Below are 14,327 nucleotides of genomic sequence, written 5' to 3' on the forward strand. Positions count from 1 at the left end.
CCCGAAATCATGGGTATCGACGTCATGTGGGTCGCCACATTGATGACAGCGATTGCCAGTTTTGCGGTGATACTTGCCATCTATGCGGCTGTGACAGTTCGCGACCCGATGACCAAGCGCGTCAAGGCGTTGAACGAACGTCGCGAGCAGTTAAAGGCTGGAATTTCGGCATCGACCGCAAAGAAGCGTGCCAAGCTGGTGCGCAACACCGAAACGACCGACAAAATGCGCCAGTTGCTGTCGTCGCTCAAGGTGTTGCAAGATGATCAGATCAAGGTCGCGCAGCAAAAACTGGCGCAAGCCGGCATCCGCCGCAAGGAACTTGCGGTTGCAGTGATCTTCAGTCGGCTTGTCGGGCCGATCCTCCTCGGCGGCGGAGCCTTGTTCTGGATTTACGGCATGGGTGGCCTGGCCGATTGGACACCATTCAAGCGTTTTGCGGTGTTCGCTGCCATGGCAATTTTGGGCTACAAGGCAGCAGACATCTATCTCGGCAACCTGATCCAGAAACGAACCGATGCGATCCGCAAGGGCCTGCCCGATGCGCTCGACTTGCTTGTCATCTGCGCCGAAGCCGGTCTGACGGTCGACTCTGCCTTCAATCGCGTAGCAAAGGAACTTGGCCGCGGCTTTCCCGAACTGGGTGACGAGTTCGCCCTCACGGCAATCGAGCTCGGCTTCCTGACTGAGCGTCGCATGGCATTCGAAAACCTAGCTTATCGTGTCGATCTGGACTCGGTGAAGGGCGTGGTCACGACCATGATCCAGACTGAGAAATATGGTACGCCGCTCGCTTCGGCTCTGCGTGTGCTTTCGGCTGAATTCCGTAACGAACGCATGATGCGTGCCGAAGAAAAGGCTGCCCGCCTTCCCGCGATCATGACGGTGCCGCTGATCCTTTTCATTCTGCCGACACTGTTCATCGTGATCCTTGGACCGGCAGCCTGCTCGATCGGCGATGCCTTTGCCAAGAAATAGGCTGATCGGAACTCAAACAGAAAAGGCGGGATCTTCCTCCCGCCTTTTTTGATTCAATATGCGACGACGGTCTGTTCGATCACCCCGAAAATCGGATGGTGTTTCTCATCTTCCATCCAGATGCGGACGGTATCGCCTGCTTTCATGAAAGGTGTGACGGGTTTTCCACCCTGGATCGTTTCAATCGTCCGCACCTCAGCCAGACAGCTATAACCGAGACCGCCTTCGCCAATGGGCTTGCCCGGGCCACCATCTGCGTCGCGGTTCGATACCGTACCCGAGCCAATGATCGTTCCCGCTGACAGGTTCCGCGTCTTTGCCGCATGGGCAATGAGCTGTCCAAAATCGAATGTCATGTCGACGCCGGCATCGGCGCGGCCCAAGGGCTGACCATTGAGGTCGACGCACAACGCACCATGCAGCTTTCCGCCGTCCCAGCGATTGCCCAGAGCTTCAGGCGTTACGAATACGGGTGAAAAGGCGCTGGCCGGTTTTGACTGGAAAAAGCCGAAGCCCTTGGCAAGCTCGTCTGGAATGAGGCCGCGCAGCGACACATCGTTGGTGAGACCCACAAGGCGGATATAGTCCCTCGCCTCACCCGCGCTCACGCCCATCGGCACGTCGCCGGTTACGACCACAACTTCCGCTTCCATGTCGCAGCCCCAGGCGACGTCGCCAAGCGGTATATCGTCGCGCGGCCCCAGGAAACCGTCCGATCCGCCCTGGTACATCAGCGGATCGTGCCAGAAACTTTCCGGCATTTCCGCACCACGCGCCTGGCGAACCAAAGCGACATGATTCACATAAGCCGAACCATCGGCCCATTGATAGGCCCTCGGCAAGGGTGACGCTGCATCATGTTCATGAAAGCGCTCTTTGGGGATTACGTCATGCTCAAGATCGGTTGCCAGCGCCTCCAGCTTGGGCGCAATACGTTCCCAATTATCGAGCGCGGCCTGCATTGTCGGGCAGATATGGCTGGCATCGGCATACCAGGCGAGGTCATTTGACACGACCACAAGTTTTCCGTCGCGACCAGATTTCAGTGAGGCTAGTTTCATAAAGGCATCCTGTTTTGGTGTTTCATCATGACTGGATTACGGGCTTGCGGCAATCGCAATATCCTGCCTAGACTATCGAAGTTGGGGAGACAGTGGCTATGCAATGGAAAACGCTCGCCGCCGCACTTCTTGTTGCAACCGCAATAGCTGGTCCTTCGACCAGTCAGGTCGGCTTCAACAACCGCGAGGCGGCGGAAAATGGCTGGTCGATGGAGCAGAACCGCAGTGCGGCCTGGCACTATGTGCAGCATCGCCGTCTGTCCTCCGCGCTTGCGACGTTGCAACCCCAGCGGCAGGGCATCATCGACGCCTATGTGGTTTCGATCGGGCTCGATTCCGATCCGGTATTCGGGCGCGAGGCTGGTGAAGCGCAGAAGGTGCTGACGCGCCGCTATGGAGCGACCGGTCGATCGATATTCCTTGCCGCCGGTGCGGGGAAAGAAACTGTCGGTACCCCGCAAGGATCGCCGCCCAATCTGGCCACTGCTCTGGCGGCGGTTGCCGCAAAAATGAATGTGAAGGAAGACGTCCTCGTCCTCTTTGCGACCACCCATGGCGACCCCAAATTGGGGCTGGTTTATCGTGACGGGAATAACGCGATCGGAATGATTGCGCCCAAACGGCTGGCAGCAATGCTGGATGATCTCGGTATCCAGCGCCGCCTCATCATCCTTTCCGCCTGCTTTTCCGGCGTTTTCGTACCTGTACTCAACGGCGATCAGTCGGTTATTGTCACAGCCGCCTCCTCTCAAAGGACTTCGTTCGGCTGCAATCCGGGCAATGACTGGACCTTCTTTGGCGATGCCTTTGTCAACACTGCGCTGCGCAAGCCGCAGAGCCTTGAAAAGGCCAATGACGAGGCGCGGTCGTTGATAACCCTGTGGGAGGCCGGACGCGGGCTTGTCCCCTCGGACCCGCAGCTTTTCATCGGTGACAAGGCGCGGATCTGGCTCGATGCGCTTGAAGCGCGCATGCCCAAAACCGAGACGCCCAAGGTCGGGCGCGCCGCCAACATCACAACCTGACCGCACTTTTATTCAGAAGCTTCGATCGGTTCCTTGTGCAGCCATTCGGCGTGGCGCGGGGCTGTCTTGGTCTTGCTCCAATCATCGAGCATCATCGGCGCTACGCGCTTCAGCTCTGCATATTGTTCCTGAGTGCCGATATCGCAGGCCAGTTCGAGCCGGTGGCCATTGGGATCGAAGAAATAGATTGAGCGGAAAATGCCGTGATAGGTCGGCCCGATCACATCGATACCCAGCGATTCGATATGCGCCTTCGCCGCTTTCAGCGTATCGAAGTCGGCAACCTTGAACGCCAGATGCTGCACCCAGGCAGGCGTCTTTTCATCGCGCCCCATCTCCGGCTGGTTGGGCAGTTCGAAAAAGGCGAGGACGTTGCCGCCGCCGCACTCAAGGAAGATGTGCATATAGGGATCATATTCGCCGGTCGACGGCACATGATCTTCTGCAAAGGCCGTGGTGTAGGTGAAACCCAGCACGCGGGCATACCACTCCACGGTCTCCTTCGCGTCCTTGCAGCGATAGGCGACGTGGTGAATGCGATCAGTCTTGAAGGGAACGGTCATTCTGCCACCTCCAATACACCGCGCTCGATCTGGTCGCGCTCGATGCTCTCGAACAATGCCTTGAAATTTCCTTCGCCGAAGCCTTCATCGCCGCGACGCTGGATGAATTCGAAGAAGACGGGGCCGATTTCGGGCTGTGCGAAGATTTGCAGCAGCAATCGCGGTGTGCCACCTTCGGTCGTCCCGTCTAGCAAGATGCCGCGTGATTTAAGCGCATCAACCGGTTCGCCATGGCCGGGCAACCGCTGTTCGAGCATCGCATAATAAGTGTCAGGCGGCGGGGTCATGAAAGTCACGCCGAGTTTCTTGAGATTGTCCCAGCAGGCAACCAGATCGTCACAGATCAGCGCGATATGCTGGATACCTTCGCCATTATAGGCACGCAGATATTCTTCAATCTGCCCACCACCGGCCTTGCCCTCTTCATTGAGCGGGATGCGGATTTTGCCATCAGGCGCGGTCATCGCCTTTGAGGTCAGACCGGTATATTCGCCCTTGATGTCGAAATAGCGGATTTCGCGGAAGTTGAAGATCCGCTGATACCAGGCTGCCCAATGCGCCATGCGGCCACCATAGACATTGTGCGTCAGGTGATCGATCGACTTGAAACCTGCTCCGACAGGGAAGTGCTCGACCCCCGGCAAAAAGACGAAGTCGATATCGTAAATCGACAACGCATCAGGATTTTCGAGCGTGGCATAGCGATCGACCAGATAGATGAACGCACCGCCGATCCCCTTGATTGCCGGTATGCGCAGTTCCATCACGCCGGTCTTGCTTTCGACCGGCTCCGCTCCGCGCTCGATCGCTTCCTTGTAAGCCTTGGCGGCATCCTTGACGCGGAAGGCCATGCCGCAGGCGCTGGGGCCATGTTCCGCAGCGAAATAAGCAGCGGGGCTGCGCGGTTCGTAATTGGCAATCAGGTTGATTTCACCCTGCCGCCACAGGTGCACATCCTTTGAACGGTGCTGGGCGACGCGGGTGAAGCCCATGCTTTCGAAGACGGGTTCGAGGATGCCTTTTTCGGGCGCACAAAACTCGACAAATTCGAAGCCGTCGAGGCCGAGGGGGTTTTCAAACAGATCGGGCATGGAAAATTCATCCAGAGACAGTTGACCTATGTTCGGGGATCCCGAATCCTGCAGATAGTATCAATTGAAACCAGTTTGCGCAAGCACGCATCCTGCCGCGCGGTCAATCCGCCTTGCGCTCCATCTCACTCACCCGGGCGCGAAGTTTGGCGAGGAGCCCGGCAAGCTGCGTTGCCTCTTCATTGCCCAATATGCCCTCGATCTCTGTCTCCACCGAAAGCGCGAGCGGGACGATCTGGTCGTAGAGTTCCTTGCCCACCGCGGTCAGCGCAAGGTGGTGCGAGCGCCCGTCGGTCTCATTCGGCGCCCGCCCGATCAGCCCCCGTTCGTCCAACGCCTTGGAGGCGCGGTTGACCGTGACCTTGTCCATCTGCGTCGCCGCGACCAATTCGCGCTGGGTGGCACTGCCCTTTTCACCGAGCACCGCCATCACCCGCCATTCGGGGATTTTGAGACCAAAGCGTCCCCGATAACTCCGCGCGATCAGATCACTGACCGCATTCGAAGTTATCGAAAGCTGGTAAGGCAGGAATTCGCCAAGGGTCAGTTTGCGTTGCGACATGACCCAACGCTAATCAAATTTCCAGCTTGCGCCAAGCCAAAGGGTGCGCGGGGTGGCGCGTTCGATGATGCCAGTGCCCGAAATTGCTGCTTCGACCCGCGTGTTGAAAAGATTGTCTCCGCGCACTTCTAAAAACAAGTTCTTCCTTATTTTCTTTGCCAAGGCAAAATCGACAACGGTCGCCGCACCAAGGGCCCGACTATTGGCATCGTCTTCAAATTGCTTGCCGATGTAACGGATGCTCAAAGTCCCGCGATCATCACGCATATCATCATATGTCAAAGCGATACGACCCGAATGGCGGGCGACTTGCGCTGGCCTCAATCCGTCAAGCGATGCCGCTATGCCTGAAGCTTCGACTTGCGCGTCGATCAGACTGTAGGACACACTGAGATCCAATACATAGGCTATCATTATACTACCATAAAGCTCGAGACCGCGCGATTGGATAGCATCAAGATTCTGCCGTTGCCGATAAACACCGCCTGCCGCAACAAAACCGACACCGGGGAAGTTTCCTGGTCCGTTTGCAACCGACACATTTGCAATCGCCCCCTTCAAACGATTGTCGAAATATAGCGCTTCGAGAGTCAGCCGCGTCGAGTAATATCCTGCAACAAGTTCAAAGCCCGAGAGCCGCTCTGGCGCCAATGCGGCATTGGCAGCGGTTGCATCGGCGCCCACCCTGAATGGCCTGTATAACTCATTCAGAGTCGGCAAGCGCCATGATCTGTACATTGACGCGCCTATATTCACCCTGTTTAACGGTGACCAATCCACCCCGGCACGCCCGCTCCATTCGCCATCTGCGCGCGATATGAAACGATCATCCGATCGAACATCCCCACCGATATTCACTTCGCGACGGAAACCGTCGTCCAAATGCCAGCTGTCAAATCGTCCACCGGCAGACAGCTTGAATTGCTCGGTCGGGGCAATTGAGAGTTCAGCAAATCCGCCAACCGTATCCGCCGAACCGCCGGCCGTCCTAAACCGCGTAGGGCGTCCTGCAACATAGGTGAAATTTTCGCGGGTCTCTCCAAGGGTACGGCGCCACTCACCGCCAGCTCTAAATTCCCACGTCTCATCATGAGGCGGTCGAATTTCGAAACGCAGCCCCATTCCGTTTGACGGCGTTGCAAATTGATCCAATGTTGGCGTGACGGTCGAGCGATCGACAGACACGGCCCCGAATTCCGATGAAAAATCACGCAGCTGGATATAGCTGGTTGCCGACCACTGCCAACCGCCCTTGCGGTTCGACACTTTAAGGCTGGCGTCCACGCCATCATTTGTGTTGCGGGAGAAATCGACGCCACGATTTCGATTGTCAAAATAGGCGCGCAAATTTGCCTGAAGGTCAATATCGTCCACGACCGGCGCAGTAGCCTGGAATGAAATCCCGGCTTGTTCGTAGGCCGCGCCATGATCAACGGCCCCACGCTGGCTTTTGATCACAGGAACAAAGCCATCGCTTCGGGAATAGCTGGCGCCTACGGTCAGCCAGCCGTCACCCAACCGCGACACAACCCGCCCCAATGCATCGACACTATCGCGGCTACCAAAACCTAAGCCAAGCGACGATTGCCCCTGGATTTTCCGGCTATCAAGTTCAATCACGCCCGCAATAGAACCCGGTCCGACTGAGGGTTGCCCGCCCCCTTTCCTTAACCTTATGCTCAAAATCTCCAGCGCATCATAACCCGGCCATGCTACCCAGCCACCAAAGGGATCGGCCTGCGGGATGCCATCGAGAAAGAGCAAGGTCCGCGAAGCGGCATTCCCGCCAAGCCCCCGCATAGTTACGCCCTGACTGGTAGGGTTTGCAGATCGGGAATCTGATCGCCTGAATTGCTGAAACTCCCCGGCAAGCCCCAATTCCCGCTCTACGTCGTTGGTCACGATATGACGGCTGGTGAGAATTGACTCGGTTCGTTCGGCCAACGATCTCCCCAGATTGCCGGTGACCGAAATTGTGCAGTCATTTACCAGGATCGGCTGTTCCCCGGTTTCGGGATCCGGCGGGACATAGCAGCCCTCCATTACATTGCCCTGCCCCCAGGCCGGCAAGCCCGGCACCACGAGGCACAGAACGCTAATTAAAGGTGCATATCTCATTCCGGCTTCACCGCCTCCGGCGCCGCCTTGGCAAAAGCCTCAATAGCGCGCAGCTCCGCATCAATCCGCACCAGTTTCGGGAACGCGTCCAACGGCGTATCGAACCGCCGCGCATTGGCCATTTGCGGGACGAGGCAGGCATCGGCGAGGTTGGGTTGCGCACCGCCGAACAGGCCGGTTTCGGGGGCCATCACCTCCAGCGCGGTGAAGCCTTCAACTATCCAGTGACGATACCATTCCGCCACCGCCGCATCATCGGCGCCGAATTGCGATTTCAACCGGCCCAGCACGCGCAAATTATTGAGCGGGTGGATGTCGGCCGCAATCACCAGTGCCTGCGCCAATGTCTTCGCCCTCTCCGCCGGATCGGAGGATACCATTGGCGGATCGGGATAGTTGGCATCCAGATAATCGATAATCGCCAGGCTTTGCGTCAGATCATGCCCGTCGATCGAAAGCATCGGCACAAACCCCTGCGGGTTGCGCGCGACATAGTCCGGTTTCTTGTGCGAGGCATCGAGCAAGTTGGTGGGAACTGCGCTGTAAGCGACGCCCTTCAGGTTGAGCGCGATGCGAACGCGGTAGCTGGCGGAGGAACGCCAATAATCGAACAGGATGATGCCGGACATTTTCTAGCTCCGCAGCTTCCAGCCCGAACGCAGCAGTGCATAAGCGATGATGCCCAGCACCAGATTGATGCCGAGCAGCAACAGGCCACCAAACAGCACGGGGCTGTCAGCCGTGCCGATAAAGCCATAGCGGAAGCCCGAAATTGCATAGAAAAACGGGTTGGCATGGCTGATTGCCTGAAACGCGGGTGACAGCTTGTCGACCGAGTAGAATGTACCCGACAGCAAGGCAGCAGGCGCGACAACGAAATTGGCAATCGCCGCTGCATGGTCGAATTTTTCGGCCCAGATCGAGGTGATTACACCGATGAGGGCGAGCAATGTCGATCCCATCAGGCCGAACCAGATCACCGCCCCATAATGGGCAGGGGTAACCCCCACCCCTGGCCACAGCGCCATGGCCAACCAGACGGCAAAGCCCACCATGATCGCACGGGTCACCGCCGCCCCTACCATCGCGATCAGCAATTCGAGGTTCGACAAGGGCGGCATCAGATAGTCGACGATCGTCCCCTGGATCTTGCCCACCAGTAAAGAGAAGCTGCTATTGGCGAAGCTGTTCTGCATCATTCCCATGATGATCAGGCCCGGCGCGATGAAATCGGCAAAGGGCACCCCCAGCACCGAAGGCTTCACCCCGCCCAAAGCAACGGTGAAAATGATGAGGTAGAGCAGAGTCGTGATCGCGGGCGCCCAGATGGTCTGCAACTGCACCTTCATGAAGCGGCGTACTTCTTTCAGATACAGTGTTTTCAGGCCGATCCAGTTGACGGTGCGGATCAAGCGTTCGGCAGGTTCGGCTTGAACCTCGGCAGCGGCGACATTAGATTTGTTGCTAGTCATCGCACAATCGACTATCGGCTTGCCCCTTGCGCGGCAAGGCGCTTTTATATCTAATTGCAACAAGCGCCGCTTTCACGCTGCTTGGCAGAATGTTTGGAGTTTTCGATGTCCTGGACCGACGAACGGATCGACCGCCTGAAAACCATGTGGGAAAAGGGCCTGACTGCCAGCCAGATAGCTGACGAGCTGGGCGGGGTGAGCCGCAACGCCGTGATCGGCAAGGCCCACCGTCTTGGTCTCAAATCGCGTCCGTCACCGGTGAAGGCCAATGAAGGCGAAGCCAAGCCTGCGCCGAAGCCCAAGGCAAAGCCCGTCGAAAAGGCAGCAGCGCCGCGTCAATCTGCACCTTCGTCGGGGTCAACCGAGCGCGTCATCCCGACTTATTCGACGCCCAGCGTCCCGCAGCCGCGTACGGATATGCCCAAGATCGTCTCGATCGGACCCGGCGGCTTCATGCGCCAGGGCCCCGGCGACCAGCAGGCCCCGATCCCCCCTGCCCCGCCGCGCCGTCTGGTTCCGGCCAAGCCGAGCCCCGAAATCGCCGACAAGACCAGCCTGCTTGATTTGAGCGACCGTGTCTGCCGCTGGCCGATGGGCCATCCGGGCGAACCCGATTTCCATTTTTGCGGCGAAGCGGTGAACCCCGGCTTCCCCTATTGCGTCGAACATTGCGGTCGTGCCTATCAGGCGCAATTGCCGCGTGGCGTCCGCCGCGCGCCGCCGCCAATGCCCTTTGGCGGCCCGCGGGTCCGCTGATAGCTGGGCCGCGTGGCCAGTCGCCCGCATCCCTTTGCTGACCTGATCGATCTTGCCGTCACTCCTGACGGCAAGGGCGGCAGCACAGCAACCCTCACCGCCGAACACAAGCATATGAACCCGCATGGCGTGGTACATGGTGCGGTGATCTATGCACTCGCCGATACCGGCATGGGTGCCGCACTTTACCCGACGCTGGAGGCCGGACAGGCTTGCGCGACGATCGAGGTCAAGATCAGCTATTTCCGTCCGGTGAGCGGCGGCGAAATCCGGTGCGCGACGCAGATCGACAATAAAGGCCGCAGCATCGCGCACCTGACCTCACGCATCGAACAGGGTGGAAAGCTGGTCGCGCTGGCGACCGGAAGCTTTGCGATCTTGGCGGCACCCCCGGGGAAAGCCTGACTTTACCGATTTCCACAGAGGAAAGCCGCGTCACGGTTGCGCGGGGGACTCCGCCGCGCCTATAGCGTCAGCCATGAGTGAAGACCTGTTCGGCGGCGCATTGCCCGCCGGTTCTGAATCTGGCGGTTATGATGCTTCGGCAATCGAGGTTCTCGAGGGGCTGGAGCCTGTTCGCCGTCGACCCGGCATGTATATTGGCGGCACCGACGAGCGGGCGCTGCATCATCTCGCCGCCGAAGTGCTCGACAACAGTATGGACGAAGCGGTTGCCGGCCATGCGACGCGCATCGAAATTATGCTTGGCGTGGGTAATCGCCTGACCATCACCGACAATGGTCGCGGCATCCCGGTCGATCCGCACCCCAAATTCCCAGGCAAGTCGGCGCTCGAGGTCATCATGACCACGCTCCATTCGGGCGGCAAGTTTGAGGGCAAGGCCTATGCCACCTCGGGCGGGTTGCACGGTGTGGGTGTCTCGGTGGTCAATGCACTATCGACCGACACGGTTGTCGAAGTTGCGCGCAACAAGCAGCTTTACCGTCAGCGTTTCTCATGCGGGGCAGCGTTGGGCGGGCTTGAAGAGCTGGGCCCGACACCGAACCGGCGCGGCACGACCATCGCCTTCACGCCCGATCCCGAAATTTTCGGCGCCGATGCGAAGTTCAAGCCCACACGGCTGTTCAAGCTCGCAAGATCAAAAGCCTATCTCTTTGCAGGCGTTGAAATCCGCTGGAAATGCGACCCCGAATTGGCGAGCGACGATGTACCGCAGGAGGCGGTATTCCAGTTCCCCGGCGGGCTTGCCGATCATCTGAAAGAACAATTGGGCACGCGCAACTGCGTCACCAGCGAATTCTTCCACGGCAACCAAAGCTTCCCCGACGACCAAGGTCGCGTCGAATGGGCCGTGGCATGGCCGCTTTATTCGGACGGCAGCTACAGCTGGTATTGCAACACAATCCCCACGCCCGATGGCGGCACGCATGAAGCGGGTGTGCGCGCAGCGCTGACCAAGGGGCTGCGCGCCTTTGGCGAGTTGGTGGGCAACAAGAAAGCGGCGCAGATCACCGCTGACGATATCTTCAATGAGGCCGAACTGATGCTTTCGGTCTTCATCCGCAACCCGCAATTCCAGAGCCAGACCAAGGACCGGCTGACCTCTCCGGAAGCCGCGCGGCTCGTGGAAAATGCGGTGCGCGACCATTTCGACCATTTCCTGACCGACAATATGGAACGCGGCAAGGCGATGCTCGGCTTCATCCTCGAAAAGGTCGAGGACCGGCTGAAGCGCAAGGCCGAGCGCGAGGTAAAGCGCAAGACCGCAACCAGCGGCAAAAAGGTCCGCCTGCCCGGCAAGCTGACCGACTGTGCGTCGGACGATCCCAACGGCACCGAATTGTTCATCGTCGAAGGTGATAGCGCAGGCGGCAGCGCCAAGCAGGCGCGTGACCGCAAGACGCAGGCGATCCTGCCGATCCGTGGTAAAATCCTGAACGTCGCTTCGGCGACAATGGACAAGATCCGCGCCAACGCAGAAATCGCCGATTTGGGCCTCGCCTTAGGCTGTGGTACGCGTAAGGATTGCGATCCGGACAATCTGCGCTACGACCGGATCATCATCATGACCGACGCCGATGTCGATGGCGCACATATCGCGACGCTGCTGATGACCTTTTTCTTCCAGGAAATGCCCGCGATCGTCGAGCGCGGTCATCTCTACCTCGCCCGCCCGCCGCTCTATCGCCTGACCGCGGGCAGCCAGAGCGCCTATGCGCAGGACGATGCGCACCGTGCCGAACTGGAAGCTACCGTGTTCAAGGGCAAGAAGGTCGAGGTCGGACGCTTCAAGGGGCTGGGCGAGATGAACCCCGGCCAGCTCCGCGAAACCACGATGGATCCCAAAACCCGATCGCTGATCCGCATCACTTTGCCCCACGAATATCAGAAACAGGCTGCCGTCAAGGAACGGGTCGATCAGTTGATGGGCAAAAGCCCAGAGGCGCGCTTCCGTTTCATTCAGGAACATGCGACAACGCTGGACGAGGAAGCCATCGACGCTTGAGGAGGATTTATGCGCAAGTTCCGGACCATCGCCCTGTTGCTTGCCGTTTCGTGTTCGACTTTGACAGGACCGGCATCGGGCACCGAACCAGTCTCGACCGCACAAGCGACCATTGCCTCCCCGTTCGATCTTCGTACCGGACAACTGGTTGCCGTTCTCAATGGCGAAATGGCGGTTGAGGAATATTTCACGCCCAGTTTCCTTACCGCAGTACCACCGGCACAATTCAAGGCGATTTCTGACAGTTTTATCGCGCAATATGGCAAGGCACTCGCAATCGCCGCGATCCAGCGCAACGGGCCGAACAGCGCAACGCTTCAGGTTGAGTATGAAAAAGCAATTGCAACCATAGATTTAACCGTCGAACCTTCGGCTCCGAGTAAAGTAGCCGGCCTTCTTGCGAGGGGCTTTGCCCTCAAGGGTGACAGTATCGAAAAGATACAAGCTGATTTCAGTGCACTCCCCGGATCGAGCGGGTTCATCGTGAAAAAACTGGCCGACGACGGAGCCACGACATTACATGCGTTGAATGCCAACCGTCAGTTTGCCACCGGTTCGACGTTCAAGCTTTACGTCCTTGCCGAACTGGCCAGTCAGGTTGCTGCGGGGCAACGCCGTTGGTCCGACGTCGTGCCTTTGGGTGTGCGCAACCACAGTTCGGCTGGAACACAAAACTGGCCGCTCGACACGCCCGTGACTCTGCAAACATTGGCCACCTGGATGATTTCGGTAAGCGACAATGCCGCGACCGACGCCCTGATGCGCGAACTGGGGCGCGATGCTGTCGAAGGCAAGCTGGCGAGCATTGGTCATAGCGCGCCCGACAGGGCTCTGCCGATGCTAACCACAGTTGAGGCCTTTGCGCTCAAAAGCAATCCGGCGCTCCGCCAGCGGTTTGAGAAAGCGACCGAGGCCGGGCAGCGTGAATTGCTGGCCAGCGAACGCGCTGCGCTGTCTTATGGTGCGATCGATATGTCGCAATTGGGATCAGGCCCGGTCGCCATCGAAAGCATGGAGTGGTTCGCCTCACCCGAAGACACCGCCTTGCTGCTCAACAATCTGCGCCGGACAAACAGCCAGACGGCACGTGACGTGATGGCGGTGAACAGCGGCATCGGGCCTGCTGCAGCCGGAAAATGGCGCTATCTCGGCTATAAGGGTGGCTCTGAGCCGGGCGTAATCTCGATGAGTTTTCTGGCACAATCCAAGGCCGGCGAATGGTATGCGATTTCGGGAAGCTGGAATGATCCGGCGAAGGAAGTCGACAATAATGCATTTGCGCAACTGATGACCCGGCTGGTTGACAGCGTAGCTGGCAATTAGGGCAGCTTTTTTAGCGCCTCCATCGCACCAGCAGCCAGAGATTTCAGAGCATCCGCGCCACTGGCTTGCGCATTGACATATATGGCCGATAGGAAAGCCGTCACATTATGCCGCCGCGCCAGCCCTGCTTCGGACTGGAAGGCGTTGTCCCAACTGCCTAACGCACCCGGACCGGCAAATTGCGCGAGCCAATCGAACCATTCCTGATCGGTAAACACACCGCGCTGCGCCATGAACAGGATCGGGCGCGCCAATCGCTCCGGCTCACCGGTGATGTAACTTGCACTCGCAGGAGCAACCTGCACCGCTATCGCATCGCGCATGCGGGCAAGATCCTCTTTGTCGACCGCCGGATTCAACGCCAACTGCATCATCAGGTCCGCCGTATGGGCAACCGCGTGGCGATAGCCGCCAACCTTGTCGAAGCCGCGATAATCCCTGATTGATCGCATATAGTCGACCGCTGCAGTAACCATTTGCGCCCGTTGTTCCGGTGTCATCCACGCCTTCACCCGATCGGTGCGCGCGATTTCGGAGAGGTTGAGCGCTGCGAATGATCGGCGGAATCCGGATTTATCGAGCTCGACCAATTGCGCCTGCAGCTTGGCCGAAAGCTGCGCCAATGTCGCGTCGCTGATCAGGCCTTTGCGCAGAAGATGCTGTGTCGCCTCAAAGGCTAGGCCGTCGCGAACTTCCGGATCGGGCGCGCCATTGCAATCCGCAAGTGCAAGGACAAAGCGGTGGCGCTCGGCTTCGTCATCAATCGGCCATCCGGCCCTTTTCAGCGCCTGAAGCGCTGCCTTATTCTTTCCAAGCGGGGCGCATGTCTCGACTTTGGCTGCAAATGCTACATCCGGTGAAGCGACAGCGAATATCGAACATGCGAGCAAGGCCAAACCGATGGTTCGCAT

The 14,327-nt window shown here is 58.6% G+C and carries 14 protein-coding genes; 6 read left to right on the forward strand and 8 right to left on the reverse strand.

The annotated features are described in order from the left end of the window. Positions 1-9 precede the first annotated feature (9 nt). Positions 10-978 (forward strand): type II secretion system F family protein, encoded by a 969-nt coding sequence (locus tag PKC81_RS03910; protein WP_324333325.1) that lies wholly within the window; start codon positions 10-12, stop codon positions 976-978. A gap of 53 nt (positions 979-1,031) precedes the next feature. On the opposite strand, the gene PKC81_RS03915 is transcribed toward PKC81_RS03910, so the two are convergent. After that, positions 1,032-2,039 carry a fumarylacetoacetate hydrolase family protein gene (locus PKC81_RS03915; protein WP_324333326.1) on the reverse strand — a complete coding sequence of 336 codons (1,008 nt, stop codon included), beginning with the start codon at positions 2,037-2,039 and terminating at the stop codon, positions 1,032-1,034. Positions 2,040-2,137: 98 nt separating this feature from the next. Between PKC81_RS03915 and PKC81_RS03920 the strand changes: the two genes are divergently transcribed. Then, positions 2,138-3,064 carry a C13 family peptidase gene (locus PKC81_RS03920; RefSeq protein ID WP_324333327.1) on the forward strand — a complete coding sequence of 309 codons (927 nt, stop codon included), beginning with the start codon at positions 2,138-2,140 and terminating at the stop codon, positions 3,062-3,064. An 8-nt stretch (positions 3,065-3,072) separates the two neighbouring features. On the opposite strand, the gene PKC81_RS03925 is transcribed toward PKC81_RS03920, so the two are convergent. From PKC81_RS03925 to PKC81_RS03950, 6 genes are all read right to left on the reverse strand, one after another. Next, positions 3,073-3,627 (reverse strand): VOC family protein, encoded by a 555-nt coding sequence (locus PKC81_RS03925; protein ID WP_324333328.1) that lies wholly within the window; start codon positions 3,625-3,627, stop codon positions 3,073-3,075. Further along, positions 3,624-4,718 carry a 4-hydroxyphenylpyruvate dioxygenase gene (gene hppD / locus PKC81_RS03930; protein ID WP_324333329.1) on the reverse strand — a complete coding sequence of 365 codons (1,095 nt, stop codon included), beginning with the start codon at positions 4,716-4,718 and terminating at the stop codon, positions 3,624-3,626. Before hppD ends, PKC81_RS03925 begins: the two co-directional genes overlap by 4 nt. 103 nt (positions 4,719-4,821) lie before the next feature. Further along, a complete protein-coding gene (locus PKC81_RS03935) occupies positions 4,822-5,280 on the reverse strand; it encodes a MarR family winged helix-turn-helix transcriptional regulator (RefSeq protein WP_324333330.1) in 459 nt (152 codons plus the stop codon). 9 nt (positions 5,281-5,289) lie between these two features. Further along, positions 5,290-7,398, reverse strand: a complete 2,109-nt coding sequence (locus PKC81_RS03940; RefSeq protein ID WP_324333331.1) for a TonB-dependent receptor — start codon at positions 7,396-7,398, stop codon at positions 5,290-5,292. Beyond that, a complete protein-coding gene (gene maiA, locus PKC81_RS03945; RefSeq protein ID WP_324333332.1) occupies positions 7,395-8,027 on the reverse strand; it encodes a maleylacetoacetate isomerase in 633 nt (210 codons plus the stop codon). The genes PKC81_RS03940 and maiA overlap by 4 nt, the downstream gene beginning before the upstream one ends. 3 nt (positions 8,028-8,030) lie before the next feature. Continuing rightward, positions 8,031-8,870 (reverse strand): ABC transporter permease, encoded by an 840-nt coding sequence (locus PKC81_RS03950; protein WP_324333333.1) that lies wholly within the window; start codon positions 8,868-8,870, stop codon positions 8,031-8,033. A gap of 105 nt (positions 8,871-8,975) precedes the next feature. Here PKC81_RS03950 and PKC81_RS03955 point away from each other — a divergent pair, with 105 nt between their 5' ends. The 4 genes from PKC81_RS03955 (at position 8,976) to PKC81_RS03970 (ending at position 13,416) form a co-directional block, all read left to right on the forward strand. Then, positions 8,976-9,626 carry a GcrA family cell cycle regulator gene (locus tag PKC81_RS03955; protein WP_324333334.1) on the forward strand — a complete coding sequence of 217 codons (651 nt, stop codon included), beginning with the start codon at positions 8,976-8,978 and terminating at the stop codon, positions 9,624-9,626. Between the two features lie 12 nt (positions 9,627-9,638). Next, on the forward strand, positions 9,639-10,031 hold the full coding sequence (locus PKC81_RS03960) for a PaaI family thioesterase (protein ID WP_324333335.1): 393 nt from the start codon (positions 9,639-9,641) through the stop codon (positions 10,029-10,031). A gap of 73 nt (positions 10,032-10,104) precedes the next feature. Next, the gene (gene parE / locus PKC81_RS03965; protein WP_324333336.1) at positions 10,105-12,093 is read left to right on the forward strand and encodes a DNA topoisomerase IV subunit B; all 1,989 of its coding nucleotides are present in this window, start codon (positions 10,105-10,107) and stop codon (positions 12,091-12,093) included. Between the two features lie 9 nt (positions 12,094-12,102). Beyond that, positions 12,103-13,416 carry a serine hydrolase gene (locus PKC81_RS03970; protein ID WP_324333337.1) on the forward strand — a complete coding sequence of 438 codons (1,314 nt, stop codon included), beginning with the start codon at positions 12,103-12,105 and terminating at the stop codon, positions 13,414-13,416. Here PKC81_RS03970 and PKC81_RS03975 read toward each other — a convergent pair. Further along, positions 13,413-14,327, reverse strand: coding sequence for a DUF2785 domain-containing protein (locus PKC81_RS03975; protein ID WP_324333338.1), 915 nt, complete (start codon positions 14,325-14,327; stop codon positions 13,413-13,415). The two genes, PKC81_RS03970 and PKC81_RS03975, sit on opposite strands and share 4 nt — an antisense overlap.

The organism is Sphingorhabdus sp. (assembly GCF_035329025.1).
Taxonomy (GTDB): Bacteria; Pseudomonadota; Alphaproteobacteria; order Sphingomonadales; family Sphingomonadaceae; genus Sphingorhabdus_B.

Bases quoted from the DNA above. Each gene is read 5' to 3' on its own strand.
- PKC81_RS03910 (WP_324333325.1), top strand. From the start codon at position 10: ATGGGTATCGACGTCATGTGGGTCGCCACATTGATGACAGCGATTGCC.
- PKC81_RS03915 (WP_324333326.1), bottom strand. From the start codon at position 2,039: ATGAAACTAGCCTCACTGAAATCTGGTCGCGACGGAAAACTTGTGGTC.
- PKC81_RS03920 (WP_324333327.1), top strand. From the start codon at position 2,138: ATGCAATGGAAAACGCTCGCCGCCGCACTTCTTGTTGCAACCGCAATA.
- PKC81_RS03925 (WP_324333328.1), bottom strand. From the start codon at position 3,627: ATGACCGTTCCCTTCAAGACTGATCGCATTCACCACGTCGCCTATCGC.
- hppD (WP_324333329.1), bottom strand. From the start codon at position 4,718: ATGCCCGATCTGTTTGAAAACCCCCTCGGCCTCGACGGCTTCGAATTT.
- PKC81_RS03935 (WP_324333330.1), bottom strand. From the start codon at position 5,280: ATGTCGCAACGCAAACTGACCCTTGGCGAATTCCTGCCTTACCAGCTT.
- PKC81_RS03940 (WP_324333331.1), bottom strand. From the start codon at position 7,398: ATGAGATATGCACCTTTAATTAGCGTTCTGTGCCTCGTGGTGCCGGGC.
- maiA (WP_324333332.1), bottom strand. From the start codon at position 8,027: ATGTCCGGCATCATCCTGTTCGATTATTGGCGTTCCTCCGCCAGCTAC.
- PKC81_RS03950 (WP_324333333.1), bottom strand. From the start codon at position 8,870: ATGACTAGCAACAAATCTAATGTCGCCGCTGCCGAGGTTCAAGCCGAA.
- PKC81_RS03955 (WP_324333334.1), top strand. From the start codon at position 8,976: ATGTCCTGGACCGACGAACGGATCGACCGCCTGAAAACCATGTGGGAA.
- parE (WP_324333336.1), top strand. From the start codon at position 10,105: ATGAGTGAAGACCTGTTCGGCGGCGCATTGCCCGCCGGTTCTGAATCT.
- PKC81_RS03970 (WP_324333337.1), top strand. From the start codon at position 12,103: ATGCGCAAGTTCCGGACCATCGCCCTGTTGCTTGCCGTTTCGTGTTCG.
- PKC81_RS03975 (WP_324333338.1), bottom strand. From the start codon at position 14,327: ATGCGAACCATCGGTTTGGCCTTGCTCGCATGTTCGATATTCGCTGTC.